27 protein-coding genes are annotated in these 26,987 nt (G+C 69.9%); 11 read left to right on the top strand and 16 right to left on the bottom strand.

Features of this window, described 5'->3' with window-relative positions; translation table 11 throughout:
• Position 1 precedes the first annotated feature (1 nt).
• From AC3FMM_RS30170 to AC3FMM_RS30215, 10 genes are all read right to left on the bottom strand, one after another.
• Positions 2-589 (bottom strand): cytochrome c3 family protein, encoded by a 588-nt coding sequence (locus AC3FMM_RS30170; protein WP_111521201.1) that lies wholly within the window; start codon positions 587-589, stop codon positions 2-4.
• Positions 590-647: 58 nt separating this feature from the next.
• Positions 648-1,187 (bottom strand): nitrate reductase cytochrome c-type subunit, encoded by a 540-nt coding sequence (locus AC3FMM_RS30175; protein ID WP_488688115.1) that lies wholly within the window; start codon positions 1,185-1,187, stop codon positions 648-650.
• 25 nt (positions 1,188-1,212) lie between these two features.
• Entirely contained in the window at positions 1,213-3,708 is a 2,496-nt protein-coding gene (napA, locus tag AC3FMM_RS30180) for a periplasmic nitrate reductase subunit alpha (RefSeq protein WP_115682905.1), read from the bottom strand.
• Positions 3,705-4,043: a chaperone NapD gene (locus AC3FMM_RS30185; protein WP_115712759.1), complete on the bottom strand. Its 339-nt coding sequence runs from the start codon at positions 4,041-4,043 to the stop codon at positions 3,705-3,707. The genes napA and AC3FMM_RS30185 overlap by 4 nt, the downstream gene beginning before the upstream one ends.
• 104 nt (positions 4,044-4,147) lie before the next feature.
• Complete coding sequence (gene napE / locus AC3FMM_RS30190) at positions 4,148-4,312, bottom strand: periplasmic nitrate reductase, NapE protein (protein WP_115682903.1); 165 nt, start codon at positions 4,310-4,312, stop codon at positions 4,148-4,150.
• Positions 4,313-4,505: 193 nt separating this feature from the next.
• Positions 4,506-4,850: a hypothetical protein gene (locus AC3FMM_RS30195; RefSeq protein WP_115712760.1), complete on the bottom strand. Its 345-nt coding sequence runs from the start codon at positions 4,848-4,850 to the stop codon at positions 4,506-4,508.
• Positions 4,851-5,057: 207 nt separating this feature from the next.
• Positions 5,058-6,284 carry a phosphoglycerate dehydrogenase gene (serA, locus tag AC3FMM_RS30200; protein WP_326348581.1) on the bottom strand — a complete coding sequence of 409 codons (1,227 nt, stop codon included), beginning with the start codon at positions 6,282-6,284 and terminating at the stop codon, positions 5,058-5,060.
• Between the two features lie 112 nt (positions 6,285-6,396).
• The gene (locus AC3FMM_RS30205; RefSeq protein ID WP_116313649.1) at positions 6,397-6,924 is read right to left on the bottom strand and encodes a hypothetical protein; all 528 of its coding nucleotides are present in this window, start codon (positions 6,922-6,924) and stop codon (positions 6,397-6,399) included.
• Between the two features lie 99 nt (positions 6,925-7,023).
• Entirely contained in the window at positions 7,024-7,218 is a 195-nt protein-coding gene (locus tag AC3FMM_RS30210; protein ID WP_092313141.1) for a hypothetical protein, read from the bottom strand.
• A gap of 92 nt (positions 7,219-7,310) precedes the next feature.
• Positions 7,311-9,752, bottom strand: a complete 2,442-nt coding sequence (locus tag AC3FMM_RS30215) for a TonB-dependent receptor (protein WP_488688118.1) — start codon at positions 9,750-9,752, stop codon at positions 7,311-7,313.
• A gap of 326 nt (positions 9,753-10,078) precedes the next feature.
• Here AC3FMM_RS30215 and AC3FMM_RS30220 point away from each other — a divergent pair, with 326 nt between their 5' ends.
• From AC3FMM_RS30220 to AC3FMM_RS30260, 9 genes are all read left to right on the top strand, one after another.
• Complete coding sequence (locus AC3FMM_RS30220) at positions 10,079-11,062, top strand: tripartite tricarboxylate transporter substrate binding protein (protein ID WP_115712767.1); 984 nt, start codon at positions 10,079-10,081, stop codon at positions 11,060-11,062.
• A complete protein-coding gene (locus AC3FMM_RS30225; protein WP_198036064.1) occupies positions 11,059-11,838 on the top strand; it encodes an ABC transporter ATP-binding protein in 780 nt (259 codons plus the stop codon). Before AC3FMM_RS30220 ends, AC3FMM_RS30225 begins: the two co-directional genes overlap by 4 nt.
• Positions 11,835-12,863: a PQQ-dependent catabolism-associated beta-propeller protein gene (locus AC3FMM_RS30230; RefSeq protein WP_116313651.1), complete on the top strand. Its 1,029-nt coding sequence runs from the start codon at positions 11,835-11,837 to the stop codon at positions 12,861-12,863. The genes AC3FMM_RS30225 and AC3FMM_RS30230 overlap by 4 nt, the downstream gene beginning before the upstream one ends.
• Positions 12,856-14,034, top strand: coding sequence for a type 1 periplasmic-binding domain-containing protein (locus AC3FMM_RS30235; protein WP_488688121.1), 1,179 nt, complete (start codon positions 12,856-12,858; stop codon positions 14,032-14,034). Before AC3FMM_RS30230 ends, AC3FMM_RS30235 begins: the two co-directional genes overlap by 8 nt.
• A gap of 4 nt (positions 14,035-14,038) precedes the next feature.
• Positions 14,039-14,869 carry an ABC transporter permease gene (locus tag AC3FMM_RS30240; RefSeq protein WP_326348586.1) on the top strand — a complete coding sequence of 277 codons (831 nt, stop codon included), beginning with the start codon at positions 14,039-14,041 and terminating at the stop codon, positions 14,867-14,869.
• Entirely contained in the window at positions 14,866-15,678 is an 813-nt protein-coding gene (locus tag AC3FMM_RS30245; protein WP_414249511.1) for a quinoprotein dehydrogenase-associated SoxYZ-like carrier, read from the top strand. Before AC3FMM_RS30240 ends, AC3FMM_RS30245 begins: the two co-directional genes overlap by 4 nt.
• Entirely contained in the window at positions 15,675-16,619 is a 945-nt protein-coding gene (locus AC3FMM_RS30250; protein WP_414249510.1) for a quinoprotein relay system zinc metallohydrolase 1, read from the top strand. The genes AC3FMM_RS30245 and AC3FMM_RS30250 overlap by 4 nt, the downstream gene beginning before the upstream one ends.
• Before the next feature lie 195 nt (positions 16,620-16,814).
• The gene (locus tag AC3FMM_RS30255; RefSeq protein ID WP_115712779.1) at positions 16,815-18,578 is read left to right on the top strand and encodes a PQQ-dependent methanol/ethanol family dehydrogenase; all 1,764 of its coding nucleotides are present in this window, start codon (positions 16,815-16,817) and stop codon (positions 18,576-18,578) included.
• A gap of 95 nt (positions 18,579-18,673) precedes the next feature.
• On the top strand, positions 18,674-18,997 hold the full coding sequence (locus AC3FMM_RS30260; RefSeq protein ID WP_115699984.1) for a c-type cytochrome: 324 nt from the start codon (positions 18,674-18,676) through the stop codon (positions 18,995-18,997).
• Positions 18,998-19,621: 624 nt separating this feature from the next.
• Here the strand turns inward: AC3FMM_RS30260 and pqqE are convergent.
• From pqqE to pqqA, 5 genes are all read right to left on the bottom strand, one after another.
• Positions 19,622-20,785 (bottom strand): pyrroloquinoline quinone biosynthesis protein PqqE, encoded by a 1,164-nt coding sequence (gene pqqE / locus AC3FMM_RS30265; RefSeq protein WP_198036095.1) that lies wholly within the window; start codon positions 20,783-20,785, stop codon positions 19,622-19,624.
• On the bottom strand, positions 20,757-21,029 hold the full coding sequence (pqqD, locus tag AC3FMM_RS30270; RefSeq protein ID WP_012355511.1) for a pyrroloquinoline quinone biosynthesis peptide chaperone PqqD: 273 nt from the start codon (positions 21,027-21,029) through the stop codon (positions 20,757-20,759). Before pqqD ends, pqqE begins: the two co-directional genes overlap by 29 nt.
• Positions 21,026-21,718, bottom strand: a complete 693-nt coding sequence (gene pqqC / locus AC3FMM_RS30275) for a pyrroloquinoline-quinone synthase PqqC (RefSeq protein WP_488688125.1) — start codon at positions 21,716-21,718, stop codon at positions 21,026-21,028. Before pqqC ends, pqqD begins: the two co-directional genes overlap by 4 nt.
• On the bottom strand, positions 21,715-22,632 hold the full coding sequence (gene pqqB, locus AC3FMM_RS30280; RefSeq protein ID WP_488688127.1) for a pyrroloquinoline quinone biosynthesis protein PqqB: 918 nt from the start codon (positions 22,630-22,632) through the stop codon (positions 21,715-21,717). The genes pqqC and pqqB overlap by 4 nt, the downstream gene beginning before the upstream one ends.
• A gap of 95 nt (positions 22,633-22,727) precedes the next feature.
• On the bottom strand, positions 22,728-22,802 hold the full coding sequence (gene pqqA, locus AC3FMM_RS30285) for a pyrroloquinoline quinone precursor peptide PqqA (protein ID WP_012355514.1): 75 nt from the start codon (positions 22,800-22,802) through the stop codon (positions 22,728-22,730).
• Positions 22,803-22,886: 84 nt separating this feature from the next.
• Between pqqA and AC3FMM_RS30290 the strand changes: the two genes are divergently transcribed.
• On the top strand, positions 22,887-23,822 hold the full coding sequence (locus tag AC3FMM_RS30290; RefSeq protein ID WP_488688129.1) for an alpha/beta fold hydrolase: 936 nt from the start codon (positions 22,887-22,889) through the stop codon (positions 23,820-23,822).
• Positions 23,822-24,781 (top strand): MBL fold metallo-hydrolase, encoded by a 960-nt coding sequence (locus AC3FMM_RS30295; RefSeq protein ID WP_488688131.1) that lies wholly within the window; start codon positions 23,822-23,824, stop codon positions 24,779-24,781. Before AC3FMM_RS30290 ends, AC3FMM_RS30295 begins: the two co-directional genes overlap by 1 nt.
• Positions 24,782-24,808: 27 nt before the next feature.
• Here AC3FMM_RS30295 and AC3FMM_RS30300 read toward each other — a convergent pair whose 3' ends face one another.
• Entirely contained in the window at positions 24,809-26,827 is a 2,019-nt protein-coding gene (locus AC3FMM_RS30300; RefSeq protein ID WP_488688132.1) for a sigma-54-dependent Fis family transcriptional regulator, read from the bottom strand.
• Between the last annotated feature and the right edge of the window lie 160 nt (positions 26,828-26,987).

Consider the following 26,987-nt stretch of genomic DNA (forward strand, 5'->3'; position numbering starts at 1 on the left):
GTCATTTCTCCTCGGCCTTGGATACGTCCGGAAGATGATGGGCGATGCCCTTGTGGCAGTCGATGCAGGTCTTCTCCTTGTTGGCCAGGTAGGTCGAATGCATGGCCTGCGCGCGCGGGCTCTGCCGGGTGAAGTCCATCGACTGGTAATCGTGGCAGTTGCGGCATTCCAGCGAATCGTTGGCCTTGAAGCGGGCCCACTCGTGCTGCGCCAGCGTCAGCCGGTGCGCCTGGAATTTCTCGCGCGTGTCGACGGTGCCGAAGATCTTGGCCCAGACTTCCTTGGACGCCTGCATCTTGCGCGCCATCTTGTCGGTCCAGTTGTGCGGCACGTGGCAGTCCGAGCATTTGGCGCGCACGCCGCTGCGGTTGGTGAAGTGGATGGTGCCCTGCAGCTCCTGGTAGACGTTGTCGCGCATCTCGTGGCAGCCGGTGCAGAATTGCTCGGTGTTGGTCAGTTCCAGCGCGGTGTTGAACGCGCCCCAGAACACCACGCCGGCGATAAAGCCGCCCAGTGTCAGGAAGCCCAGGCTGAAGTAGGCGCTGGGCCGGTTGATGGTCCGCCAGTAGCGCTTGAGCAGGTCGAGCATGGCGCGCATCCGCAATGAGGTTGAGGTCGGGGCCGGGCGCTGCTATCTGGTCGCGCCTTTATTTGGCCGCTCCCTTGGTGTCGGCCGCTCCTTTGGCGCCGGGCTTGCGCTTGAGCATCTGCTCGACATCGATGAAGGTATTGCCCACCAGCGGCTTGGCGTCCGCCTGCGGCACGTGGCACTGCGTGCAGAAATAGCGGCGCGGCGACACCTCGGCCAGCACGTTGTTGTCGCGGTCCATGTAGTGCGTAATGCTGACCGGGATCGCCTGGGTCTCTTCGGTGCGGGTGCGCGCGTGGCAGAACATGCAGCGGTTGAAGTCCTTGTCGACCTGGTAGCCGTCGATCTTGTGCGGGATCGTCGGCGGCTGCATGGTGTAGTTGCGGTTGCGGCGGATGTCCTTGTTTTCGGTCGGGTATATGATCGGGGCCTTGGTCTCGTTGCCGATGGGCGTGCTGCCGCGCATGGCATCGACCAGGCCTTGCTGCTGCTGCTGCTGCTGCTGCTGAGCACGCGCCGGCAGCGGCAATGCCGCCAGCACCGCCAGCAGCAGCGTGAGCACGGCCAGCAGTGGCGCCCAGGATCGACTCGGTTTCATGGCGTCTCCCGTTGTATCGGCCGCGCTAGACCTTGACGATCTTGACCGCGCACTTCTTGAAGTCGGTCTGCAGCGAGATCGGGCAGGTGGCGTCGAGCGTGACCTTGTTGATCAGCTGGCTGGCGTCGAACCACGGCACGAACACCAGCCCGCGCGGCGGCGCATCGCGCCCGCGGGTCTCAAGGCGCGAGCGCATGCTCCCGCGCCGCGACACCACTTCCACTTCCACGCCGCGGCGCAGTCCCATGGCCCTGGCATCTTCCGGATGCATGAACACCACGGCGTTGGGGAAGGCGCGGTACAGCTCGGGCACGCGGCGCGTCATCGAGCCGGAATGCCAGTGCTCCAGCACGCGGCCCGTGACCAGCCAGTACGGGTACTCCTTGTCGGGCGATTCGGCCGGCGGCTCGTAGGGCAGGGCGAAGATCACCGCCTTGCCGTCGGGGTTGCCGTAGAACTGGTAGCCGGTGCCGGCCTTCACGTAGGGATCGCTGCCTTCGCGGTAGCGCCAGCGGGTTTCCTTGCCGTTGACCACCGGCCAGCGCAGGCCGCGCGCCTCATGGTAGGCGTCGAACGGCGCCAGGTCGTGGCCATGGCCGCGGCCGAAGGTGGCGTATTCCTCGAACAGCCCCTTCTGCACGTAGAAGCCGAAGGCCTTGGCCTCGGCGTTGTGGTACTCGGTGCTGACTTCCTTGAGCGGGAACTTGTCGACCTGCCCGTTGCGGTAGAGCACGTCGAACAGGGTCTTGCCGCGGTATTCCGGCTTCTTCGCGATCAGGTCGGCGGGCCAGACGTCCTCGACCTTGAAGCGCTTGGAAAACTCCATCAGCTGCCACAGGTCGGAGCGCGCCTCGCCCGGCGCATCGACCAGCTGGTGCCAGAACTGCGTGCGGCGCTCGGCATTGCCGTAGGCGCCTTCCTTCTCGACCCACATCGCGCTCGGCAGGATCAGGTCGGCCGCCAGCGCGGTGACGGTGGGGTAGGCGTCAGACACCACGATGAAGTTGGCGGGATTGCGGTAGCCCGGCAAGCCCTCTTCCATCAGGTTGGCCGCCGCCTGCATGTTGTTGTTGACCTGCACCCAGTACGCATTGAGCTTGCCGTCCTTGAGCATGCGGTTCTGCAGCACGGCGTGGTAGCCCGGCTTGTCGGGAATGGTGCCCGCCGGCAGCTTCCAGATGCGCTCGGCTTCTTCGCGGTGCTTGGGATTGGTCACCACCATGTCCGCCGGCAGCCGGTGCGAGAAGGTGCCCACCTCGCGCGCGGTGCCGCAGGCGGACGGCTGCCCGGTCAGCGAAAACGGGCTGTTGCCCGGCGTGGCGATCTTGCCGGTCAGCAGGTGCAGGTTGTAGATCATGTTGTTGGCCCAGCTGCCGCGCGTATGCTGGTTGAAGCCCATGGTCCACAGCGACATCACCTTGATGTTGGGATCGGCATAGAGCTCGGCCAGCTGGTCGAGCTTGTCCTTGGGCACGCCCGACAGCTTGCTGACGGTATCGGCATCGTACTTGGCCACGAAGCGCGCGAAGTCGTCGAACGTGATCGGGCGCGAGGCGCCGGGATCGGCCGCGTTCTTGGCCGCCTTCTGCAGCGGATGCTCGGGACGCAGCCCATAGCCGATGTTGGTCACGCCTTCCTTGAACACCGTGTGCTTGTTGACGAAGTCCTTGTTGACCTTGTTGTTCTTGATGATGTAGTGGGCGATGTAGTTCATCATCGCCAGGTCGGTCTGCGGCTTGAAGATGACCGGGATGTCGGCCAGGTCGAACGAGCGGTGGGTGAAGGTCGACAGCACCGCCACGCGGGTCTTGGGATGGCTCAGGCGCCGGTCGGTGATGCGGGTCCACAGGATGGGATGCATCTCGGCCATGTTCGAGCCCCACAGCACGAAGGCATCGGCGGCCTCGAAATCGTCATAGCAGCCCATCGGCTCGTCCATGCCGAAGGTGCGCATGAAGCCCTGTACCGCGGACGCCATGCAGTGGCGTGCATTGGGATCGATATTGTTGGAGCGGAAGCCGGCCTTGTACAGCTTGGACGCGGCATAGCCTTCCCACACGGTCCACTGGCCCGAGCCGAACATGCCCACCGCGGTCGGGCCTTTCTCTTTCAGCACGCGCTTGAACTGGCGCTCCATCTCGTCGAAGGCGCGCTCCCACGTGACCGGCGCGAATTCGCCGTTCTTGTCGTACTGGCCGTTCTTCATGCGCAGCAGCGGCCTGGTCAACCGGTCCTGGCCGTACATGATCTTCGACAGGAAGTAGCCCTTGACGCAGTTCAGCCCCTTGTTGACCTCGGCCTGCGGGTCGCCGTTGGTGGCAACCACCTTGTTGTCCTTGACCGCCACCGTGACGCCGCAGCCGGTGCCGCAGAAGCGGCACGGCGCCTTGGACCATTTCAGCTTTGTCACCTCGCTGTCCGTGACAAAGTTGGCGGCTCCGGCGGGCAGCGTGACGCCGGCTACCGATGCCGTTGCGGCGACGGCGGTCTGCTTGATGAAATCGCGGCGGGAGAGGGTCATATGCCAGCCTCCTCGTTCATTGCGGGATTCACGGCCTCGTGCATGGCCTCGGCATCTTCGTTGTGCTGGTAGACCAGCGCGGCCGACAGCACGCCGTCGAGCTGGTGCAGAAAGGTCAGATGCGCGGCGATGGCGCGCGAGGTGGGCGCTTCGATGGTGACTACCAGCTTGCCACTGTCGCTGGCGGCATGGATCTCGGCGCCGGCGATGGCGTCGATCGCCGCGCGCACCTGCGGCAGCCTGGCGGGAAGTGCATGGACCACGATGCCGGCTATATGCCACTCTGCGCCCGTCGGCAGTGGCTGGATGGGGATGGCACGTCTTGCAGCGGGCATGCGCAAGCTCCGGTTCGATGCCGTTTCAGTCTGTGCTGCAGCTTGTTTTTATCAATTCAATGCCCCGGTGGCGCCGCTTGGCAACACCGGCCTGCGTGGGCCGCCTAGTGGGACGGCGGTCCGCTGATCAACTGGGTCATCCAGACAATGAACCCATAGCCCGCGACGATGATGACGGACAGCACCGGCACCATGACCGCGGTCAGGAAAAGGAAGCTGCGCAGTTCTTCTTGCTTGCGTTGGGGATCGTGGGTTTCACCGGTATCCATCGTCGTTGACGTCCTCGGCAAAAGGGATCAGGCGCGGCCCGATGCGTTACACCATTAAAGGAAGCGCAGGGCAAGGTGTCAAGACTGCACTTGCCCGCGCCAGCGCGAGATGCGGCATAGGCCGCGGCGCCGGCTGTGCGGTGACCCGATTGCGGTAGCGCGGGCCGGGCGCAATGCCGGCCGGATATGTCATCTAGTGATAGGTCACCACAACCAGGTAGGCGGGCGCCGCCCCGCGCCGGGCGGCGCGGGCGGGTTCCACGTTCAGCCTGGCGATGCCGATGCGCGCGGGTCCTGCCTGTCGCGGCGGAGTCACGGCGAATGGTGCCGAGAGCATCTGCCCGGACGGCTGCTGGCAACTGGCCTGCACCATGCCGGCGGAGGGGCGCAGTGCACAGGAGGGATTCGTGATCGCCCCCAGGAACGTAATGGTGCCGGTCTGCGCTGCGGCGCTGCCAATCCCGGCGCTCCCCAGCAGCGCGACCCCGGCCAGCCGGCCGACCAGGGCGGCGGCCTTCCTGCTCCGTTCAAGCGACATAGCTGAACCTCACGATTGTTGGTGCGGCGCCGACGCGGGCCGCCATTGACATCGCTAGCGTGCAGGCCCACTAATGCGCTTGTGGGCTGCATTCAGCATAGTCCCTGGTTCAGAGCAGTTTTGGAGTTTCAGACAGTTTGGTGGAGATTGAAGAGAGCGCAGCCGCGACCATGGCGGGGCGCCCATGATCCGCGATCCTGGCCAATGCTAAGCCGCCCCGCGCAGGATCAGCCGCGAGCGCGCGAAGCCGGCATGCGTCTGCAACGCCTGCATCAACTGCCCGGACGGCGCGCGGTCCAGGTCGGTCACCACATAGCCGGTGTGGCCACGCGTCTGCAGGTGCTGGCCGGTAATGTTCACGCCTTCCTGCGCCAGCAGCGTGTTCAGCGCGGCCAGCGCGCCGGGCGCGTTGCCGTGCACGTTGAGCAGGCGTGCCGGTGCATGCAGCGGACCGGGGTCGACCTCGGGGAAGTTGACCGCGCCGATGGTGCCGCCGGTGGCGAGGAAGTGCGCGAGCTTGGCCGCGACCTCGGTGCCGATGTTCTCCTGCGCTTCCTCGGTGCTGCCGCCGACGTGCGGGGTCAGCAGTACGTTGGGCAGGTTCTGCAGTTCGCTGGTGAAGGGATCCTGGTTGGTCTTGGGCTCTTCGGGGAACACGTCGATGGCCGCGCCGCCCAGCCGCTTCTCGCGCAGCGCCGCGGCCAGCGCGGCGATGTCGACCACGCTGCCGCGCGAGGCATTGATCAGGATCGCGCCGGGCTTGAATGCGGCGAGGATGTTGGCATCGATCATGTTGCGCGTGCGCGGCGTGGCCGGCACGTGCAGAGTCACCACCTCTGCCTGCGACACCGCTTCTTCCAGCGACCCCGCGGCGCGGGCCGAACCGTGCGAGAGCCGCGCGAGCACATCGTAGTAGACCACGCGCATGCCCATCGATTCTGCCAGCACGCCTACCTGCGAGCCGATATTGCCGTAGCCGACGATGGCGATGGTCTTGCCGCGCGTCTCGAACGCGCCGGCTGCGCCCTTGGCCCATTTGCCGGCATGCGCGAGCGTGTTCTTCTCGGGGATCCGGCGCAGCAGCATCACCGCTTCGGCAACGACCAGCTCGGCCACCGAGCGGGTGTTGGAAAAGGGCGCGTTGAAGACCGGGATGCCGGCGGCGGTGGCCGCGTCGAGGTCGACCTGCGAGGTGCCGATGCAGAAGCAGCCGATCGAAAGCAGCCCGGGCGCGCTGCGGATATCGTCCGCGCGCAGGTGGGTGGCGGAGCGGATGCCGATCACCTCATGGTCGGCCAGCACCTGGCGCAGTTCGGCACCGGCCAGCGCGCCGGTGCGGCGCTCGACCTGCAGGCCGGCTTCGGCCAGCCGGGCGTTGGCGCTCTGGTGGATGTTCTCGAGCAGGATGGCTGTGGTCACGTTGGTTTTCCGCATGGAGGGTTGGCGGGCATTGCCGCATCGCCTCCATTCTGCGCGCAAAACGGTGGCGGGGCCGGGGAGCCCCTGCTGCCGGCATTGGCACCGGACGCGGCTTCAGCGTCAGCCGTCAGCGCGCGCGGCGCGCGTCGCCGCCAAGCGGGTCGACGATGATCATGGTCTGGCGCAGCACGCCGGCGTTGTCGAAATAGCAGCTGAAGTGCGCCGTCTGCAGGCCGTCCTTGTACATGCGCCAGGACCAGGCTTCGCGCTGCATCAGCGGGTAATACTGCACCGGCTCGCGCGGCAGGCCGAAGTGCTGCTGCACGTCCTGCTTGGTCCAGACCCCGACCTGGGCGCGATAGATTTCGGCCTCGGTCAGCATCTGGCGGTAGCGGGTCAGCTTGCCCGCGGCGTCGAAATCGGCGGCATAGACCTCATGGCCGAAAGGCTGCCGCGACCACAGCCAGCGGCTGGTGCCGTCGGCCAGGCGGTGGGTCTCGGTGGGAGGCCCGAAAGTCTGTCGCACCGCACTTTCGGGGCTGCCGATCATCTGCTGGCCAGTCTGCTCGGGCTGCAGCGTGGCACAGGCGCCGAGCAGGGCGGCGGCTATGCAAAAGAGGACGAGGTGACGGCGGGGCAGGGACCGGGTTGGCATGGCGCGCTCCTGCGAAAAGGATGTCCGCAGCCGCCATTGTCCGGCTGCCGGCCCGCCTGGCGCAAGCGGCCGGCGAGGCGGGCGCCGGCCCGTGCCGGTTTAGCAGCGGCCCTTCTTGGCCTGGCCCGGCGGGCAGAACGACTCGTTGCCGTACGCGTCGATGCGGCAGTTGCCCTTTTTGGCCTGGCCCGGCGGGCAGCCCTGCGGGCCTCCGCCGTAGGTGTCATAGGGGGCGACCACGCAGCCGCCGAGCAGCGCGCTGCACGCAACCAGAAGGGCCAGGACGGATTTCATTGCATTCTCCTTGTTGTGGGGGATTCCATTTGCGACAGGAGAATAGATTGTGCCGGCGCCGTTGTCTGTAAGGAATCGTGAAGATCGCGGCGCTACATCCGGAACACCACACCCAGCCAGAAACTGCGCGGCGCCCCCGGCGCCACAAACAGCGCGCTGGCGGCGTCGCCCGGCGCCACGTGCGGCCGCACCAGGCTGCCGCCGGGAAAGACGTCGTTGGCGATCTGGCCATAGGTCTCGTAGCGCCGGTCCAGCAGGTTGGCCACGCGCGCGTAGATCTCGAAGCGCTTGCTGACCTGATACGCCGCGCGCAGGTTGATGGTGGCGTAGCCGGGCGTGCTCCAGTCGGCCGCCTGCGGGGCTGCGCCCGCCTGCGGGTCGCTGCGCAGGCCGTCCTCGTTGCCGCTGGAAGCCGAGCCCGATACCGCCACCAGGTCGGCGCCCAGCACCAGGCCGGCCAGCGCCTGCCAGTCCGCACCCAGCTTGAGCGTATGGCGCGGCAGCCCGGCCATGCGCATGCCCGGGCGGATGTCGATGGTGCGTTCGCCGGCGGCCAGCGCGCCGGCGGACTGGTAGGTGGCCTGCAGGTAGCTGTAGGCCAGCCGCAGCGTGACCGGGCCGAGGCGGTGGCGCGCGCTCAGGTCGAGCCCCTGATTGCGGGTGCGGTCGAAGTTGGCGAAGTAGCCGAGCTGCGTGTTCGGCGCGCGCACGAACAGGATGTCGTCGTGGTTGTCGATGCGGTAGAGCGACGCCGTGAGCTCGGTGTGCGGGCGCGGGTGCCAGCGCACGCCGGCCTCGAACGAATGCGACACCACCTGCTTCAGGTAGGGATCGGCCTGCAGGCCGGCCGGCAGCCGGCACGGCCGTTCCGGATCGGCGCAGCCGAGTTCGAGCACGGTCGGCACGCGGTTGTTCTGCGCATAGCCGCCGAACACCGTGACGCCGCCGCCCAGCTTCTGCGCCAGCCCCAGCGCCGGGTTCAGGCGGCGATAGGTGAAGCTTTCGCGCGGCTGCTCGCTGCCGTCGCTGTTGCGCAGCGTATTGCTGACGGTGACATGGTTCCAGCGCGCCGACGCGGTCAGGAAGGTGGTGGGCGTCAGCGACCAGGTATCGGACAGGTACAGGCCCAGCGTGCGCGCGTTGCCGCTGACGCCGGAGAACAGGGCGTTGGCCGCGGCAGGGTCGGCGACCACGCCGCGGTCGTCGGTGAAGCTGCCGGGCTGGGCGTATTGCGAATAGGTGAGGCGGCTGCGGTCGAGCGTCAGGCCGGCATTGGTCACGTGGTGCTCGCTCTCCCGCGCCAGGCTCAGCGCCATGCCGACGGTCTGCTGCCGCATATGGCTGGTGTTGAGCACCGCCGGGTGCAGCGCCGCGCCTTCGGCGCGGGTCATGCCGCAGTCGTCGCCGAGCGGGCTGCCGTCGGCGTCGAAGCCGTCCTCGCAGTCTTCGGCGTAGGCCTCGTAGTCCGGGTTCACGTCGCCGTTGGCGGTGTCGCGGCGGCTGTTGCGCACATAGGCCAGCGCCGCGGCGCTGGTCTTGTCGTCGAACCAGTGGCGGCCGTTGAGCGCGGCCTGCGTGACCTGGTTGCGGGTCTGGTCGGGATAGGTGTAGACCGCGCGCCGGTTGGACTGGTACAGCTCGGGCAGCGTGCCGCCGTCAGCCGCGCGATAGCTGGGCACCAGGCCGTTGCCGGTCAGCGTGCTGCGCCCGTGCAGCACGGACACGTCCCAGCTGCTGCTGGCGCCGGCGTAGCCCGCCTTGGCAAAGACATTGCCGAGCCGGCCCTCGGAATGGTCGCGCCAGCCATGCTCCTGGAACAGCGTGCCGGCGGCGAACGCATGCCAGCCGCCGTCGCTGCGTATGCCGCCGGACAGGTCGGCGCGCTTGCGGGCATGGCTGCCGTAGGACAGGTCGGCGGTGAAGCCGGGCGAGTCCAGCCCGGAACGCGTGGTCATGGCGAGCGCGCCGCCGAGCGTGTTGAGACCGTAGGCGGGGTTGGCGCTGGACACCAGCGACGCGCTCGCCAGCGCCGCCTCCGGGATCATGTCCCAGCTGACCACGTCGCCAAAGGGCTCGTTGACGCGGATGCCGTCAAGGTAAACCGACAGTCCCTGCGGCACGCCTGGGATCGATGACGCGCGGAAACCGCGGTAGGTGATGTCGGTCTGGAACGGGCTGCCCTGGATGTCGTTGACGTTGACGCCGGCGAGGTGGCGGTTCATGTAGTCGGCCAGGTTGCCGGCGCGCGCGCCGCCGAGCTCGCTGCCGCGCACGGTCTGCACGGTGTAGGGCACCAGGTCGCTGGCCACGCCGATGCCGGGCAGCGGCGCGGCGGCCACCACCAGCACTTCGGGCAGCAGCGTACTGTCCTGGTTTGGCGCAACAGTGTCCTGTTGCGCCACAGCGGCACGCTGGCACAGCAGCGTGATCAGCGCGGACAGCACCGCGGCGCAGCGGCACGGGCGGGCTGCGACGGCGCGCGGAAGTCGGGATGGCCGCTGGCCTGGCGGTGCAGGGCGCGGGATGGCTGGCATGGTCGGTCTCCTCGGGATAGCGGCGCATGCCTGCATCGGGCCGCGCCTGTGGGCAGGGCTTCAGCAGTTTTCGTACCGGGCGGCAGCATGGGCCTGCGCCCTGTCACAAAACAGGACAAGGGGGCGTTGCCATCAGCGGGACAGTGTTCCATCACGGCACAGTGCCGCGCGGCGCATCGCAGCACGCGTCGCTGCGAGCCGGCGGCCGGCAGCGGTGCAGCGCCGGCCAGGCAAGGTCCGCGGGGATGCGGCATGCCGTGTTGCATCGCACATGGTATCGGCCTTGCTCTGTCACACCGCATCCCAACCCGGTCCGGTGCTTCGCCATGTTCCGTTGCCTTGCCTGCCTGCTGTCGATGTGCCTCGGCCTGTTGCCGGCGGGCTTCGCGCGGGCCGAGGGCGCACACGCCTATCCGTCGCGTCCGGTCACGCTGGTGGTGCCGTGGCCAGCCGGCGGCGCCACCGATATCTCGATGCGCATCCTGGCCGAACTGGCCGGGCGTGAGCTGGGGCAGCCGATCGTGGTGGAGAACCGGCCCGGCGCCGGCGGCACGCTGGTGGGCGGCCTGCTTGCCGCCGCGCGGCCGGACGGCTACACCATCGGCCAGCTGCCGCTGACGGTGTACCGCTTCCCGCATCAGCAGAAGACCGCGTGGCAGCCGCTGCGCGACATCCAGCCGGTGCTGATGATCTCGGGCTATACCTTCGGCGTCGTGGTGCCCGCCGACAGCCCGTGGCGCTCGCTGCGCGAGCTGATTGCCTGGGGCCGCGCGCATCCGGGCCGGCTGACCGTGGGCTCGACCGGCATCGGCACCACCGCGCACCTGGCGATGGAGGACGTGCTGGGCCGCAGCGGCGTGCGCTACCTGCACGTGCCGTACCACGGCACCGCCGACCAGATGCTGGCGGTGGCCAACGGCTCGCTGATGGCGGGGGTCAATTCCACCGGCTTCGCGCCGTTCGTCGAAGCCGGCAAGCTGCGCCTGCTGGCGGTGTTCAGCGCGCAGCGCTCGGCGCGCTGGCCCGAGGTGCCGACCGTGGCCGAGCTGGGCTTCGCCGATGCGGTCCACAACTCGCCCTATGGCATCGGCGTGCCGCGCGGCACCGATGCGGCCATCGTCAGGCGCCTGCACGACGCGTTCCGCGCCGCCATGCAGCACCCGCGCCATCTCGCCGAGCTGGCCCGCTACGACCAGGAGCTGACCTACCTGGGCACCGCGCAATACGAAGCCTTCCTGCGCCAGGCCTGGGACACCGAACGCAGCTTTGCCCAGCGTGCGGGCACGGCCCGGGCGAAGGAGCAGTTATGAACGCACTGCCAATCCAGGAAGCGCCGGCGCTTGCTTGCGACGCGGTGCGCAAGGCGTTCGGCGGGCGCGTCGCGCTCGACGGGGTCTCGCTGTGCGTGCGGCGCGGCGAGTTCGTGGCGCTGCTGGGGCCCAACGGCGCGGGCAAGACCACGCTGTTCCAGATCCTCGGCGGCCTGTTCGTCGCCGATGCCGGGCAGGTCATGGTGATGGGCTGCGACATGCGGCGCGACCCGGTGCGCGCGCTGGCGCAGCTGGGCATCGTATTCCAGCAGCCCGCCATCGACCTGGACCTGCCGGTGCTGGCCAACCTGCGCTTCCATGCCGACCTGCATGGCCTGCCGCGGCGCGAGGCGGCGCAGCGGATCGCGCGCCTGCTGCAGGCCTTCGGCCTGGCGCCGCGCGCGCAAGCGCCGGTGCGCGAGCTGTCGGGCGGCAGCCGGCGCAAGGTCGAACTGGCGCGCGCCTTGCTGCATGAGCCGGCCATGCTGCTGCTCGACGAGCCGACGGTGGGACTCGACCCGGCCTCGCGCGTGCAGCTGCTGGCCGAGACCCGGCGGCTGGCGCGGCACGCAGGCGCCGGCGTGCTGTGGGCGACCCACCTGGTGCAGGAGGTGGAGCAGGCCGACCGCGTGATCGTGCTGGACCGTGGCGCGGTGCGCTTCGACGGCACCCCGGCCGCGCTGCTGGGCGTCACCGCGGCCGCGACGCTGGAAGCCGCTTTCCTCGCCATGACGCCGTCGATCAGCCGCGCGGCGCAAACGGAGCTGACCGCATGAAGCCGATGCCATCCCCCGCCTGGCTTGCCGGCGCCTGGCTGCTGGCCACGGCGCTGCTGGTTGCCGCCGGCCTGGCCGAGGGCGCGCAGGGCGCCCAGGGCGGCCCCGCGCGCGCCGCCACCGGCCAGGTCTTTGTCTCCAGCGAAAAGGACGACGCGCTGACCGCCTACGCTGCCGCCAGCGGCCAGCAGCTGGCGTCGTGGCGCCAGTGCCGGCGGCCGCGCCACCTGCAGCTGTCGCCGGATCGCGCGCGGCTGTACGTGGCCTGCAGCGACGACCACCGCGTCGACGTGGTCGACGTGGCCACCCGCAAGACCGTGGCAACCCTGCCGGTGGGCGACGACCCGGAGCTGTTCGATCTCAGCCAGGACGGCCGCACGCTCTACGTGTCGAATGAAGAGGACGCGCTGCTGTCGGCCTACGACACCGGCTCCGGCAAGCGCGTGTTCGCGGTCGCGGTGGGGGAGGAACCGGAGGGCGTCAGGGTCAGCGCGGACGGACGGCAGGTGTACGTGGCTTCCGAGGTGGCTAACCTGGTCCACGTGGTCGACGTCGCCACGCGCAAGGTGGTGCGCAATATCCGCGTCGGCAACCGGCCGCGCCGGCTGCTGCTGGTGCGCGGCGGCAAGGAGCTGTGGGTCTCCAACGAGCTGTCGGCCAGCGTCAGCGTGATCCGCACCGATACGCTGGAGGTGGTGCAGACCATTGCCTTCGCGCCGCGCGGCATGCGCGCCGAAGACGTGACCCCGGTCGGGATGGCGGCGCGCAGCGACGGCAGCCACGCCTATATCGGGCTGGGCCGCGCCAACCATGTCGCGGTGGTGGAGGTGGCGTCGCGCCGCGTGCAGGACTACGTGCTGGTGGGACGGCGCGCATGGGGGCTGGCGCTGAGCCGCGACAACGCCCGGCTCTACGTTGCCAACGGGCTGTCCGACGATGTCAGCGTGGTCGACACCGCCAGCCGCAAGGCGGTGGCCACGCTCAAGGCGGGCCGCGTGCCGCATTCGGTGGCGATCGATGACTGAGCGGGCCCTGGCCGTGCTGGCCTTTACGCTTGCGGCGGCGCTGGCGTCGCCGCTGCATGGCGCGGAGGTGCGCGTGGCGGTGGTGTCGCTGGCCGACGATGCCCGCCACGCGCCGCGGCGGCTGGCGCAGCGCTATCCCGACCAGCCGCAGGGCAGCGCGCTCGACGCCGCCCAGGTGGCCGCGGCGGAAGCGCGCTTTGCGCTGGAGGCCGCGGGCCAGTCGCTCCGGCTCGAGGCGCAGCAGGCCCGCACCGAAGCCGAGGTGGCCACGCTGGTCGCGGCGCTGGCGCGACAGGGCACGCGCTACATCGTGCTCGACCTGCCGGCGGCCGCGGTCCGGGCCGCGGTGGGCGCGGTCAGGCCGGGCGAGGCGCTGCTGTTCAATGTCTCGGCCGACGACGATGCGCTGCGCGGCGCCGGCTGCGCGCCGGTGCTGCTGCATACGCTGCCGAGCCTGCGCATGCGCGCCGACGCGCTGATGCAATACCTGGCCGCGCGCAAGTGGCGCCGCGCGCTGCTGCTGAGCGGGCCGTCCCCGACCGACGCCGCGCAGCGCGACGCGCTGACGGGCGCGGCGCGGCGCTTCGGCATTGCCTGGAGCGCGCAGCGCGCATTCCGGCTGTCCAACGATCCGCGCGAGCGCGACCAGGCCAATGTCAGGCTGCTGACCGGTGGCGCGGACTACGACGTGGTGGTGGTGGCCGACGCCGACGGCGAATTCGCGCGCGGCCTGCCCTATGCCACGCAGCTGCCGCGCCCGGTGGTTGGCGCCAGCGGGCTGGGTGCGCAGGCCTGGCACTGGACCTGGGAGCGCAACGGCGGGCCGCAGCTCAACCGGCGCTTCGCCCGCGCCGCGGGCCGGCCGATGACCGGCTACGACTGGGCCGCGTGGGTCGCGGTCAAGGCCATTGCCGAAAGCGTGGTGCGGCAGCCCGGGGGCTTTGCCGCGCAGGCGCAGGCGCTGGCCGCGGGGCAGGTGGTGGTGGACGGCTTCAAGGGCCCGCCGCTGTCGTTCCGGCGCTGGGACCGCCAGCTGCGCCAGCCGCTGATGCTGGCGCACCCGGACGGCGTGGTCGGCACGGCGCCGGTCGAAGGCGTGCTGCATCCGAAGAACAACCTCGACACCCTGGGCGCCGACGAAGCCGACACCGCGTGCCGCGCCCCGACCTGACCCCATGACCATGCCCGCCACCCTGCCACCGTCGATGCGCCATCGCTGGCGCGCACTGCGCGCGGTCTGCGGCCGCGAACTGCACAAATACCTGCGCCAGCCCGGGCGGCTGCTGTCGTCGCTGGTGCGGCCGCTGCTGTGGCTGCTGGTGTTCGCCGCAGGCTTCCAGAATGCGCTGGGGGTCGCGATCGCGCCGCCGTACGACAGCTACATCGAATACCAGGTCTATGTCGCACCCGGGCTGCTGGGCATGATCGCGCTGTTCAACGGCATGCAGTCGTCGCTGGCGATGGTGTACGACCGCGAGATGGGCGTGATGCGGCTGCTGCTGACCGCGCCGCTGCCGCGCGGCTGGCTGCTGGGCTGCAAGCTGGCGGCGGGAACGCTGCTGTCGTTGCTGCAGATGGCGGCGTTCCTGCTGGTGGCGGCGGCGTTCGGCATCCGCTTCGCGCCGCTGCACCTGCTGGCCGGCCTGGGCGCGATGACGCTGGCGGCGCTGATGCTGGGCGCGCTCGGCCTGCTGCTGTCGGTCCATGTGCGCCAGCTGGAGAATTTTGCCGGCACCATGAACTTCGTCATCTTCCCGATGTTCTTCATCAGCTCGGCGCTGTATCCGCTGTGGCGCCTGCAGGAGTCGGGCGCCGAGGCGGTGTACCAGCTGGCGCGGCTGAACCCGTTCACGCATGCGGTCGAGGCGATCCGCTTTGCGCTGTACGGGCAGCTGGCGCCGCACAGCCTGGCCATCGTCGCGGCCAGCGCGGTGGTGTTTTTCGCGCTGGCGCTGCGCGGCTACGACCCGCAGCGCGGCATGGCGCGTCGCGGGCAACCGGCATGACCGGCCACCGGCAGGGCATGGCGTTGCTGGCGCTGGCATGGCTGGCGCTGTCTGTCCCGACGGTGTCGGCTGCACCGGGCGCCGGTGCCGGCATCGTGCACAGCGATCCGATGCAGTCGCCGCAATGGGCCTGGATCCACAAGGAGCTGCTGCAGCAGGGCCCGGTAGTGTTCGACAGCCGCGTGCGCGTGACCGGGCCCGCCTTCGCGGAAGACCCGATGCGCGTGCCGATTGCCTTCGACGCGTCGGCGCTGGGCGAGGTCGAGCGCATCGTGGTGGCGGTGGACCGCAACCCGATCCGCCCGGTGCTGGCGTTCGAGCCGCTGCGGGTGCGGCCGTCGCTGTCGTTCCGCTTCAAGCTGGAGCAGGCCTCGCCGGTGCGGGTGGCGGCGCGCACGCGCGACGGCACCTGGCATGTCGGCAGCGCGTGGGTCGACGCCGGCGGCGGTGGCTGCACCGTGCCCGGGGCGACCCGCCGCGACGGCAGCTGGAGCCGCACCCTCAACCGGGTCGAGGCGCGCATGTTCCCTGGCCTGGGTCACGGCCAGGACCAGGCCGGCGCGCGCGTGCGCCTGCGCGTGATGCACCCGATGGATACCGGCCTGGTCGCCGGCATCCCGGCGTTCTATCTCGAGACGCTGGTGCTGGCCGACGCGACGCGGCAGCCGCTGTTGCGGCTGACCCTGCACGAGCCCGTGGCGGAGAACCCGATCTTCTCGTTCGACCTGCGCGAGGCGGTGGTGCCCGGCATGACCGTGTCCGGCCACGACAACAACGGCAACCGCATTGCGGCGCGGGTGTCGCCATGAAGCGCGTATTGCCGGCGCTGCTGCTGTGGCTGGCCACTGCTGCGGTCCTCGCGGCGCCCGCGCAGCCACCTGACTACCGCCTGGCGCCGCGCGAGATCGCCGCCGGCGTGTGGCTGCTGGAAGGCGCCAATGCCGACTTCGCCCCGGCCAATGGCTGCAACATCATCAATACCGCCTTCATCGACACCGGCGACGGCGTGGTGGTGATCAACACCGGCCCCTCGCGCGAGTATGGCGAGCAGCAGCGCCGCGCCATCGCCGCGCTGACCGGCGCGCCGGTACGGCTGGTGCTGAACCTGAACCTGCATCCCGACTACTTCTTCGGCAACCAGGCCTATGCCGACGTGGGTGCCAGCGCGCTGCCCGCCACCATCGACGGCGCGCGCCGCGAGGGCGCGGCCTATGCCGGCAACCTCTACCGCCTGTGCGGCGACTGGATGCGCGGCACCGAGCCCGCGCCGCCGCTGCACGCGCTGGAGGCCGGCACACGGACGATCGGGCGCCGCACGCTGGAACTGATCCGCCTGGAAGGCCATACCGACGCAGACCTGGTGCTGCTGGACCGCGCCGCCGGCATCGTCTTTGCCGGAGGGCTGGTGTTCCGCGAGCGCATTCCGACCACGCCGCACGCGCATATCGGGCGCTGGCTCGACAGCCTGGCGCGGCTGCAGGCGCTGATGGAGCAGAGCGGGGCGCGCCTGCTGGTTCCGAGCCACGGGCCCGCGCTGGGCGGCACGGAAGCCATCGCGCAGACGCGTGCCTACCTGCAATGGCTCGACGCGCGCCTGCGCGAGGCCGCGGCGCAGGGACGCGACCTGGCCGAGGTCATGGCCATGCCGGTGCCCGAGCCCTATGCGCGCTGGGGCGCGCTGCCGGCCGAGTACCTGCGCAACGTGATCCATCTCTACCCGGCGCACGAAGAAGCCGCGCTGGGCCAGTGACGGGGCCGACGGTGCCTGTTCAATTCTGGCGCAGCTGCAACGCAGTGTTGCACGCTGGCGCGGGCCGCAGCCTTGCGGCGGGCTTGCAGGGCGCGTGATCGGGCCCCGCCCCACTGGCATGGGATTTGCCATTTGCGTGCTGGTGTGTGGCGCAGTGGCGCACCAGCGAAATCGAAAACAAGAGAGGAGATGGCAATGAGGACCTTACGAGTAGGGCTGGCAATTGCGACAACCGCGGCGGCAATCGCGGCCGCCGCGGCGAGCGTTGCCGCGCAGGCGGCGGTAAGCGACGCCATGATCGAGAACGATGCGAAGTCCCCCGGCGACGTGCTGTCGTGGGGCATGGGCCCGCAGGGGCAGCGCTATTCGACGCTGGCGCGCATCAATACCAAGAACGTGGGCCGGCTGGTGCCGGCGTGGTCGTTCTCGTTCGGCGGCGAGAAGCAGCGCGGGCAGGAGTCGCAGCCGCTGATCCACGACGGCAAGATGTTTGTCACCGCGTCGTATTCGCGCATCTATGCGCTCGACGTGAAGACCGGGCGCAAGCTGTGGAAGTACGAGCACCGCCTGCCCGAAGGCATCATGCCGTGCTGCGACGTGGTCAACCGGGGCGCGGCGCTGTACGACAACCTGGTGATCTTCGGCACGCTCGACGCGCAACTGGTGGCGCTGGACCAGAACAGCGGCAAGGTGGTTTGGAAAGAGAAGCTCGAGGACTACGCCGCCGGCTATTCGTACACGGCCGCGCCGCTGGTGGCCAAGGGCCTGGTGCTGACCGGCATCTCGGGCGGCGAATTCGGCGTGGTCGGCCGCGTCGAGGCGCGCGACGCGAAGACCGGGCAGCTGGTGTGGTCGCGGCCGGTGGTGGAAGGCCACATGGGCTACAAGTACGACAAGGACGGCAACAAGACCGAGATCGGCATGACCGGCACCCAGAACGCCAGCTGGCCCGGCGAGACCTGGAAGACCGGCGGCGCGGCCACGTGGCTGGGCGGCACCTATGACCCGGCCACCGGCCTGGCCTACTTCGGCACCGGCAACCCGGGCCCGTGGAACAGCCATATCCGCAAGGGTGACAACCTCTACTCCGCCTCCACCGTGGCGCTCGATCCCGCCACCGGCAAGATCGTCTGGCACTACCAGAACACGCCCAACGACGGCTGGGACTTCGACGGCGTGAACGAGTTCATCACCTTCGACCTGGACGGCAAGCGCATGGGCGGCAAGGCCGACCGCAACGGCTTCTTCTACGTCAACGATGCCACCAGCGGCAAGCTGGTCAATGCCTTCCCGTTCGTGAACAAGATCACCTGGGCCACCGGCATCGACCTGAAGAGCGGCCGCCCCAACTACGTCGCCGAGGGGCGCCCCGGCGACCCGGCCGCCGCCAACGGCGAGAAGAAGGGCAAGTCGGTGTTCGCGGCGCCCGGCTTCCTGGGCGGCAAGAACCAGCAGCCGATGGCCTACAGCCCGCAGACCGGCCTGTTCTACGTGCCCGCCAACGAGTGGGGCATGGACATCTGGAACGAGCCCATCAGCTACAAGAAGGGCGCCGCGTTCCTGGGCGCGGGCTTCACCATCCAGCCGCTCAACGAGGACTACATCGGCTCGCTGCGCGCGATCAACCCCAAGACCGGCAAGATCGTCTGGGAGGTCAAGAACGGCGCGCCGCTGTGGGGCGGCGCCATGACCACCGCCGGCGGGCTGGTGTTCTGGGGCACGCCGGAAGGCTACCTGAAGGCCGCCGACGCGAAGACCGGCAAGGAGCTGTGGCAGTTCCAGACCGGCAGCGGCGTGGTCGCGCCGCCGGTCACGTGGGAAGAGAACGGCGAGCAGTTCGTCGCCGTGGTCTCCGGCTGGGGCGGCGCGGTGCCGCTGTGGGGCGGCGAGGTGGCCAAGCGCGTGAACTTCCTGGAGCAGGGCGGCTCGGTGTGGGTGTTCAAGCTGCACAAGAGCTGAGGGAATCAACGGTGATTCAGCCCCGCGTACATGGCATCGCAGCGGCGATGCATGGCGTGCGCGGGGCCCGGTCGCCACGGTATCGGGATACAGGTATGAAGAAAGAATGGATGGCGCTGGCTGCGGTTGGCGCGATGTTGCCGGGCGCGGCGCTGGCCGCCACGGCGGCGGAGATGCAGGCGCTGGCGGACAAGAGCGGCTGCTTTTCCTGCCATGGCATGCAGTCGAAGCTGGTGGGGCCGGGGTTTGCCGAGGTGGCGGCGCGGTACAAGGGCGACAGCCAGGCGGCCGCGTCGCTGGCGAAGAAGATCCGGGAGGGCGGCAAGGGGGCGTGGGGCAGGATCCCCATGCCGCCGCATGGAAATCTGGGAGAGGATGATGCGAAGAAGCTGGCGGAGTGGGTGCTTGGGGTCGGCTGAGGGGGGGCGGGGCGTGGGCGGCGGACGCTGCGTCGGACGCGGGGCCGTTGCGGGCGTCGGCGGCCGGCGCAAGACCCGCTTGCGGCGGCGCCGGCGCGGGCGTTGATTCAGCGCTTGCTCCCATCCGTCGGTTCTTGGTTTGTCGTGCTTGGCGGGCGTGGCTGTTTCGCCGGCGCAGCCGGCGACCTACTTCTTGGCCGAGCGCCAAGAAGTAGGCAAGAAACGCGTCGCCTGTGCGGCTGGCAATCAATTCCGCGGCGTTGGTGATTCGGGCGGTGGTGATTTCCGTTTGGCGTGGGTGCCCGTTCGAACCTGCTAACGCTATGTGAGTCAGGGACGGTGCCTACGATCCCCCACTTTTGAACGATCCCAACAGGGTGTAGGCAACCTGCTGCGGGCGCTATTGGTGGGACGCCTTCGGCTGCGCTGCGCGCGCTCCCAATCTTAGGTCTACTGCTCGGGCACGGAGTGCGTCGCTGCGCTCGCACGCGTTGTCGCGGGCGATACCTCAGGCCTTTCGTGCCCGCTTGTTTTTTGCTCCCCTCTCCCGCTTGCGGGAGAGGGGCCGGGGGTGAGGGCCGGCGCATCCACGAAGTCAACCGCGTCTGTCCACGCGGCCCAACCTCATCGTCCGGAATTCCGCGATGAACCCAATCTCAACGAGTTGGCATCGCTGCGAAACACCATCGGATACTCGCGCGCTTGCGCCACCGCCAGCCGCCCCTCCAACGCGATCTCGCGCAGGCGCCCATGCCCGGGCGCCTTGGCGCAGGCGGGGTCGGTCGCGGCGGCATCGCCGGTGACCAGGAAGGCCTGGCAGCGGCAGCCGCCCAGGTCTGCCTCGCTGTGCTCGCAGGACCGGCACGGCTGCGGCATCCATTGCGTGCCGCGAAAGCGGCGGAAGGCGTCGCTGTGGTGCCAGATGTCGTGAAGGGTTTCCGTCCTGACGTCGGGCAGTGCCAGGTCCGGCAGCATGCGGGCCGCGTGACACGGCAGCGCGGTGCCGTCGGGCGCCACGCCCAGGAAGGTGGTGCCCCAGCCGTTCATGCATTTCTTCGGCCGTTCCTCGAAATAGTCCGGCACCACGAACAGGATCTGGCATTGCCGGCCGATGCGCGCGCGGTACTGCTGCACCACGGCCTCGGCTTCGCGCAGTTGTTCCCGGGTCGGCATCAGCGCCTGCCGGTTCTCCCAGGCCCAGCCGTAGTACTGCGTATTGGCCAGCTCCAGGTACTCGGCGCCCAGCTGCAAGGCCAGCTCGATGATGGTGCCGACATGCGGCAGGTTATGCCGGTGCAGCACGCAGTTCATCACCATCGGATAGCCGTGCGCCTTGATCAGCCTGGCCACGCGCTGCTTAAGCTCGAACGTGCGCGTGCTCGACAGGAAATCATTGAGCTCGCGGGTGGAGTCCTGGAACGACAGCTGGATATGGTCCAGGCCCGCCTCGCGCAGCGCCGCCAGCCGGGCATCGGTCAGGCCCACGCCGGAGGTGATCAGGTTGGTGTAGAAGCCCAGGCCGCGCGCATGGCGCACCAGCGTCTCCAGGTCCTTGCGCAGCAGCGGCTCGCCGCCGGACAGGCCCAGCTGCACCGCGCCCAGCGCGCGCGCCTGGCTGAACACGTCGCACCACTGCGCGGTATCCAGTTCCTGCGCATGGCGGGCATAGTCGACCGGATTGGAGCAGAACGCGCAGTGCAGCGGGCAGCGGTAGGTCAGCTCCGCCAGCAGCCACAGCGGCGGGCCGGGCGGCGCGGGCTCAGACCAGCCAGCCGCGTTCGGTGGCATGTTTGACAAAGGCATGGACCTCCGGCGCGATGCCCTGCACGCCAAAGGCGGCCTGCAGGTCGTCGATCAGCATGTCGAGCGTATGGTTGCCGTCGCAGCGTTGCAGGATCGCGGCGGCGCTGTCGTTGAGCGTGACCATCCCTTCCGGATACAGCAGCACCCAGCTTTGCTGCGAGTCCTCCCACTGCAGGCGGAAAGTGCGGTGCAGGGTCGGGGTGGCGAGGTCTTGCGTGCCGGCGGTCATGGCTGGGCCTGCTGGATGGCATCGAGCATCGACCACAGCACGTCGAGCTTGAATTGCAGGATATCGAGGGCGCGCTGCTGTTGCGCCGCGCTGCGGAAGTAGTCCAGCGTCACGCGCAGGCCGTGGTCGACGTCGCGCTGCGCCAGCGGGATGCGCGAGCGGAAGTAATCCAGGCCGCCGGCCTCGATCCACGGATAGTGCGTGGGCCAGCCGGCCAGCCGCTCCTGGTGGATCTTCGGCGCGAACATCTCGGTCAGCGACGAGCACACCGCTTCCTGCCACGGCGCGCGGCGCGCGAAATTGACATAGGCGTCGACGGCGAAGCGCACGCCGGGCAGCACCTGCTGGTGCTCCAGCAGCGCGCCGCGCTCCAGGCCGACGGCCTGGCCCAGCCGCAGCCAGGCCTCGATGCCGCCGGGCTGGGTGTCGGTGCCGTCGTGGTCGAGGATGCGCACCACCCACTCGCGGCGCGTGGCGCGGTCGGGGCAGTTGGACAGGATCGCGGCGTCCTTCAGCGGGATGCTGGCCTGGTAGTAGAAGCGGTTGGCTACCCACGCGCGGATCTGCGCGGGCGTGCATTGGCCCGCCGCCATGCGCTGGTTGAACGGGTGGTGGATGTGGTAGCCGCTTTCGCGCGCGCGCAGGCGCGCCTCGAACTCGGCCGGGCTCCATGCAACGGTGGCTGTCATAGCGCGATGTCCATGCCGTCGTAGGCCAGTTCGATGCCGTGCCGGGCCAGCTCGGCACGCTCGGGCGAGTCTTCCGCCAGCACCGGATTGGTGTTGTTGATGTGGATGAGGATCTTGCGTTTGGCGGGCAGGCGGTCCAGCACCTCGATCATCCCGCCCGGCCCGGACAGGGCCAGGTGGCCCATGTCGGCGGCGCTGCGCGTGGAGAAGCCCAGCGCCTGCATTTCGTCGTCGCGCCAGAAGGTGCCGTCGACCAGCACCACGTCGGCGCGGCGCAGCTGCGCGAACACGTGGTCGTCGACCTGGCCCAGCCCGGGCGCATAGAAGGCGCTGCGGCCGCTGCGGCGGTCTTCGATGCGCAGGCCGATGTTGTCGCCGGGCTGCGGCGCATGGCGCCTGGGCGAGTAGGGCGGGGCCTTGCTTTGCAGCGGGACCGCGGTCAGCGCCACGCCGTCCAGCGGCGGCACCGAGAACGCCGTGCCGTCGCAGGGCAGCGCGTGGCACTGCAGCCCGCAGTAGTGCGACAGGATGCGCGTCAGCGGGAACGCCCCGGCCAGGTCTTCGAGCACGCTGGCGGTGGCGTAGAGCGGCAGCGCCCGCCGGTGCTCGCGCAGCATCAGCAGGCCGGTGACGTGGTCGATCTGCGCGTCCATCAGCAGCACCGCGGCAATCGCGGTGTCGCGCCCGGCGCGGCCGGGTTGCAGCGCGGGGGTCTGGCGCAGCTGCTGCAGGATGTCGGGCGAGGCATTGACCAGGATCGCATCCGGGCCATCGCCGCACAGCGCGATCGACGATTGCGTGCGCGGGGTGGCGCGCACGGTGCCGCGGCGCACGCCGTCGCAGTTGCGGCAATTGCAGTTCCATTGCGGGAAGCCGCCGCCGGCGGCCGATCCCAGTACCCGGATGGTTGTCATGGCGCGAGCGCTCGAGGGTTGATCACAGCTGCCCCGCGCACAGGCGCCATGCCGGCAACCACCGGCGGCGCCCGCCCGCGGAACGTCGCGGCCGGTCAGCGGTTGGCGATATACATGGTGATTTCAAAGCCGAGCCGCAGCTCGGTATAGGCGGGCGTGGTCCAGGTCATGTCGGTCTCCTTGGGTGGCATGGTTAGTGATTAGCGTCGCGGCATGGCAGCGTGTCTGCCGCAATGCCCGGAAAGGCAACAACCATGCCCGACGCAACCCTGGACCACACCGTCTTCTACCTGCGCACGCCCGACGCGCAGCGCCTGCACGTGCGGCTGGGCGGCCCGCCGCACGGCGAGCCCTGGCTGGTCCTGCACGGCGGGCCGGGCAGCGGCTGTACCCCGTCGATGGCGGCGTGGTTCGACCCGCAACGGCACCGCGTGGTGATGCCTGACCAGCGCGGCGCCGGCCGCTCGACCCCGGCCGGCGGGGTGCGGCGCAACAACGTCGGCGCGCTGCTGGCGGACCTGGAGCAGCTGCGCGCGGCCCTTGGCATCGCGCGCTGGGGCGTGGTGGGCGGATCGTGGGGCGCGGCGCTGGCGCTTGCCTATGCCGCGCGCTATCCGCATGCGGTCGCCGCGCTGGTGTTGCGCGGCGCCTTCCTGACCGGCCGCGACGACGTGCTGGGCTTGTTTGCGCCGCGCGCCGGCGCCGGGCTGCTGCGCCGCGCCGCGCCGGCGGGCGAGCGGCTGCCCGAGGCGCGCGCGCGGCTGCTGACAGTGTCTCGACTGTTGCAAAGTGGGACGGCTGTTCAAAAACGGGACACCGCGACCGCTTGGCGCGGGCTCGAGCTGGACCGGCTCGGCCTGCGCGGCCTTGCGCAAGAACGCCGGCAGCCCGCGCGCGAACGGCTGGCCACGGTACGCAAATACCGCATCCAGGCGCACTACCTGCGCCACCGCGCCGGGCTGGGCAAGCCCGCCTTGCTGCGCGCGGCGCGGGACATCGCCGCGCACGGCCTGCCGGTGACGCTGCTGCATGGCCGTGCCGACGCGGTGTGCCGGCCCGCCAATGCCTTGCGGCTGCGGCAAGCCATGCCGGACGCGCGGCTGGCATGGGTCGACGCCGGGCACCTGGCCGACGGCGCCATGCGCGCTGCGCTCGCGGACGCAATCCGTGCCAGCGCCTGGCAGCGCTGATGGCCACGCGTCGTGCCTTTCTCGGGACCTCGCTGGCGCTGGCGCTCGACGCGTGGCAGCCGGCCGCGGCGGCCGGCACGCGGGTCGTGCTGGACCCGCTGCAGCCCGGCGTCTACGTCGCCCGGGCCGCCAATGCCGAAGCCATGCGCGCCAACGCCGGCGCGGTGGTGCCCAGCCTGGTCCATGTCACGCGCGCGGGGGTGCTGGTGGTCGATCCCGGGCCGCAGGCGGCGTGGGGCAGGGCGCTGCTCGGCGCGATCCGCGCGCTGACGCGGCAGCCGGTGCGCTGGGTGGTCAACAGCCACGCCCATCCCGAGAACGTGCTGGCCAATGCCGCCTTTGCCGGGCTGCGGCCGCGGCCGCAGTTCCTGGCTTCGGCGGCCACCGCCGCGTTGATGCGGCAACGATGCTCGGACTGCCTGGCCCGGCTGGGCGCGCAGCTCGGGCACGCGGCCATGCGCGGCACCGCGATCGTGTTGCCGGAGCCGGTGCTGCAGCACGGCGCCTGGCTGCAGACCGGCGATACCGCGTGGCAGGTGCAGGTGCATGCGCCGGCCCACAGCGCGTCCGATACCGTGCTGTACGCGCCGCAGCTGCGGCTGCTGTGTGCCGGCGGCCTGGGGTACCGCGAACGTGTGCCGGAGATGCAGGAGGCGTCGCTGCAAGGCTGGCGCCAGGCGCTGCGCCAGCTGATCGCGCTGCCGGCGGACACCGTCGTCGCCACCGCAACCGGCACGTCCGCGCAGACGCTGGCGCCGACGCTGGCCTATCTCGATGTGCTGGCGCAGGGCATTGGCGCCGCGCTGGCCGCGGGCCGCGATGCATCGCAAGCGGCCGACGCCGTGGTGGCGGCGCCGTTCCGCCACTGGCGCCATTTCCCGACCCGCCATCCGCTGAACCTGCAGCGCGCCTGGCGTCAGCTGGAAGACGCGTGGATGCAGGGCGAGCCGCCGGCCTGAACCGGCGGCCTGGCGCGCGGGCGCGAGTCAGCCGCCCTGGTGCGGCAGCCCGCGCGCTTCCTCCATCTTGCGGTAGACCGTGTTGCGCGAGATCCCCAGCGCCTTGGCCGCCGCCGAGATATTGCCGTTGTGGGCCTTGACCGTGGCCACGATCGCCATCGCCTCGACCTCGGCCAGCCGCGTGGGCTGCGTGCCGTGCGCCATCGCCACGGCCGGCGCGGCCGCGGGCACGGGTGGCTGCGCCTCGCGCAGGTCGTCGAGGAAGTCGTCCGGCAGGTGCTCCTCGGTGATCTCGGCTTCGCCCTCGGCCATCAGCCGCGCGGTGCGCAGCAGGTTGCACAGCTGGCGGATATTGCCCGGCCAGTGGTAGCGGCGGAACAGCGCCATCACCGCGTCGCTGATGCGGGGCGCGCTATCGTCCGCACCGGCCGCACCGGCCGCACCGGCGCCGCCGCCGTGGTCCTGGCGCAGCAGCTTGCCGGCGACCACGTCGAGGTCGCTGCGCTCGCGCAGCGCCGGCAGCCGCACCACCAGCCCGTTGAGGCGGTAGTACAGGTCTTCGCGGAACTGGCCGCTGGCAACCAGGTCGCGCAGGTTGCGGTTGGTGGCGCACACCAGCGAGACGTCGATGTGGATCACCTTGCTGCTGCCCAAAGGCGATACCGCGCGCTCCTGCAGCGCGCGCAGCAGGCGGCCCTGCAGGTGCAGCGGCATGTCGCCGATCTCGTCGAGAAACAGCGTGCCGCCGTTGGCCAGCAGCATCTTGCCGATGCCGCCCTTCTTGCGCGCGCCGGTGAAGGCGCCTTCCTCGTAGCCGAACAGCTCCGACTCGATCAGGTTTTCCGGAATCGAGGCGCAGTTGACGGCGATGAAGGGGCCGGTGCGGCGCCCGCTGTCGGCGTGGATGGCGCGCGCCAGCAGCTCCTTGCCGGTGCCGGTTTCGCCCAGCACCATCACCGGGATGTCCTTGCCGATGACCTTGCGCAGCTTGCCGATCACGGTGCGGATCTGCGCGTCGCCGGTGTCCAGCTCATCCAGCCCCGGCGAGGGCGCGGGGCCCGCCGCCAGGCTGCGCGGCATGCCGCTGGCGCCGCTCGCGCCCGCGTGACGCGCCTCGCTGCCGCCGGGCAGCGCCGCGGCCGGGGTTTTCCATTCCACGCGCGCGCTGACCTTGACGCCGCTGGGCAGGTGCAGCTGGACGATGCCCGCATGGGCCGCGCGCGCCGCGTCGAACAGCTGCGACATCGACAGCCCGAACAGCGACGAGAAGGTATGCGCCTGCAGCGCGCCGTTGGACAGGCCCAGCTGGAACTGCCCGCTGCGGTTGGCCGACAGGAAGCGCCCGCCGGGGGTGAACGAGACGATGCCCTCCACCAGCGTGCCGAGGAACTCGGCGCGCGAATGGAAGCGGATGCACACCATGTCGCGGAAGGCGTTGCCGAACAGCTGGTTCTCGATCATCTGCGCCGACATCCGCACCAGCGCCATGGTGTGCTTGTGGAAGCCGCGCTGGTCGCCGGTCACGTCCAGCGCCCCCACGGTCTTGCCGTAAGGGTCCAGGATCGGCATGCACGAGCAGGTCAGGAACTGGTTGGCCTCCAGGTAATGGTCGGCGCCGTGGACCAGCGTGGCGCGGTTCTCGGCCAGCGCCGTGCCGATGGCGTTGGTGCCGCGGCGCGCCTCCGACCACTCCGAGCCCGGGCGCAGCGAGATCTTGTCGGCGCGGGCAAGGAAGTCGTCGTCGCCCATGGCGTGCAGGATCAGGCCATCGGCGTCGGTCAGCACGATCATGCTCTGGGTGTCGACGATCTGGTCGTGCAGCGTCTCCATCACCGGCAGGGCATAGGTGAACAGCGACTGGCTGCGTTCGATGCGGGTCTTCAGCTCGCTTTGCAGCACCGGGCAGAAATCGGGCGACTCATAGGGGCGCAGGCCATAAGACTCCGAGCGCTGGTGGGCCTGGGCGATCAGCTCGGCGCGCTCGTGCTGCCCGGCATCAACGGGGGCGTCCGCCTGCGGACGGGCCGGATCCGGCTGGATGGTCATGTCTCGGTCTCCTTGTGGAAAATCCGCCCGCGATCTTTGCGCGGGTCGCTGCCGGCCGCGCCAGGCGCGCGCTCGACAGTGTTGCGTGGTGAAGCAAAACACTTGCCAGGGTGTGGCATTCCGGGACACCGCTGGGCTGACCCGGGGGATCTTGCCCGGA

It is taken from the genome of Cupriavidus sp. 207A1 (assembly GCF_057798955.1).

Excerpts from the sequence above, each read along its gene's own strand:
- AC3FMM_RS30170 (WP_111521201.1), bottom strand. The coding sequence starts at position 589 with ATGCTCGACCTGCTCAAGCGCTACTGGCGGACCATCAACCGGCCCAGC.
- AC3FMM_RS30175 (WP_488688115.1), bottom strand. The coding sequence starts at position 1,187 with ATGAAACCGAGTCGATCCTGGGCGCCACTGCTGGCCGTGCTCACGCTG.
- napA (WP_115682905.1), bottom strand. The coding sequence starts at position 3,708 with ATGACCCTCTCCCGCCGCGATTTCATCAAGCAGACCGCCGTCGCCGCA.
- AC3FMM_RS30185 (WP_115712759.1), bottom strand. The coding sequence starts at position 4,043 with ATGCCCGCTGCAAGACGTGCCATCCCCATCCAGCCACTGCCGACGGGC.
- napE (WP_115682903.1), bottom strand. The coding sequence starts at position 4,312 with ATGGATACCGGTGAAACCCACGATCCCCAACGCAAGCAAGAAGAACTG.
- AC3FMM_RS30195 (WP_115712760.1), bottom strand. The coding sequence starts at position 4,850 with ATGTCGCTTGAACGGAGCAGGAAGGCCGCCGCCCTGGTCGGCCGGCTG.
- serA (WP_326348581.1), bottom strand. The coding sequence starts at position 6,284 with ATGCGGAAAACCAACGTGACCACAGCCATCCTGCTCGAGAACATCCAC.
- AC3FMM_RS30205 (WP_116313649.1), bottom strand. The coding sequence starts at position 6,924 with ATGCCAACCCGGTCCCTGCCCCGCCGTCACCTCGTCCTCTTTTGCATA.
- AC3FMM_RS30210 (WP_092313141.1), bottom strand. The coding sequence starts at position 7,218 with ATGAAATCCGTCCTGGCCCTTCTGGTTGCGTGCAGCGCGCTGCTCGGC.
- AC3FMM_RS30215 (WP_488688118.1), bottom strand. The coding sequence starts at position 9,752 with ATGCCAGCCATCCCGCGCCCTGCACCGCCAGGCCAGCGGCCATCCCGA.
- AC3FMM_RS30220 (WP_115712767.1), top strand. The coding sequence starts at position 10,079 with ATGTTCCGTTGCCTTGCCTGCCTGCTGTCGATGTGCCTCGGCCTGTTG.
- AC3FMM_RS30225 (WP_198036064.1), top strand. The coding sequence starts at position 11,059 with ATGAACGCACTGCCAATCCAGGAAGCGCCGGCGCTTGCTTGCGACGCG.
- AC3FMM_RS30230 (WP_116313651.1), top strand. The coding sequence starts at position 11,835 with ATGAAGCCGATGCCATCCCCCGCCTGGCTTGCCGGCGCCTGGCTGCTG.
- AC3FMM_RS30235 (WP_488688121.1), top strand. The coding sequence starts at position 12,856 with ATGACTGAGCGGGCCCTGGCCGTGCTGGCCTTTACGCTTGCGGCGGCG.
- AC3FMM_RS30240 (WP_326348586.1), top strand. The coding sequence starts at position 14,039 with ATGACCATGCCCGCCACCCTGCCACCGTCGATGCGCCATCGCTGGCGC.
- AC3FMM_RS30245 (WP_414249511.1), top strand. The coding sequence starts at position 14,866 with ATGACCGGCCACCGGCAGGGCATGGCGTTGCTGGCGCTGGCATGGCTG.
- AC3FMM_RS30250 (WP_414249510.1), top strand. The coding sequence starts at position 15,675 with ATGAAGCGCGTATTGCCGGCGCTGCTGCTGTGGCTGGCCACTGCTGCG.
- AC3FMM_RS30255 (WP_115712779.1), top strand. The coding sequence starts at position 16,815 with ATGAGGACCTTACGAGTAGGGCTGGCAATTGCGACAACCGCGGCGGCA.
- AC3FMM_RS30260 (WP_115699984.1), top strand. The coding sequence starts at position 18,674 with ATGAAGAAAGAATGGATGGCGCTGGCTGCGGTTGGCGCGATGTTGCCG.
- pqqE (WP_198036095.1), bottom strand. The coding sequence starts at position 20,785 with ATGCCACCGAACGCGGCTGGCTGGTCTGAGCCCGCGCCGCCCGGCCCG.
- pqqD (WP_012355511.1), bottom strand. The coding sequence starts at position 21,029 with ATGACCGCCGGCACGCAAGACCTCGCCACCCCGACCCTGCACCGCACT.
- pqqC (WP_488688125.1), bottom strand. The coding sequence starts at position 21,718 with ATGACAGCCACCGTTGCATGGAGCCCGGCCGAGTTCGAGGCGCGCCTG.
- pqqB (WP_488688127.1), bottom strand. The coding sequence starts at position 22,632 with ATGACAACCATCCGGGTACTGGGATCGGCCGCCGGCGGCGGCTTCCCG.
- AC3FMM_RS30290 (WP_488688129.1), top strand. The coding sequence starts at position 22,887 with ATGCCCGACGCAACCCTGGACCACACCGTCTTCTACCTGCGCACGCCC.
- AC3FMM_RS30295 (WP_488688131.1), top strand. The coding sequence starts at position 23,822 with ATGGCCACGCGTCGTGCCTTTCTCGGGACCTCGCTGGCGCTGGCGCTC.
- AC3FMM_RS30300 (WP_488688132.1), bottom strand. The coding sequence starts at position 26,827 with ATGACCATCCAGCCGGATCCGGCCCGTCCGCAGGCGGACGCCCCCGTT.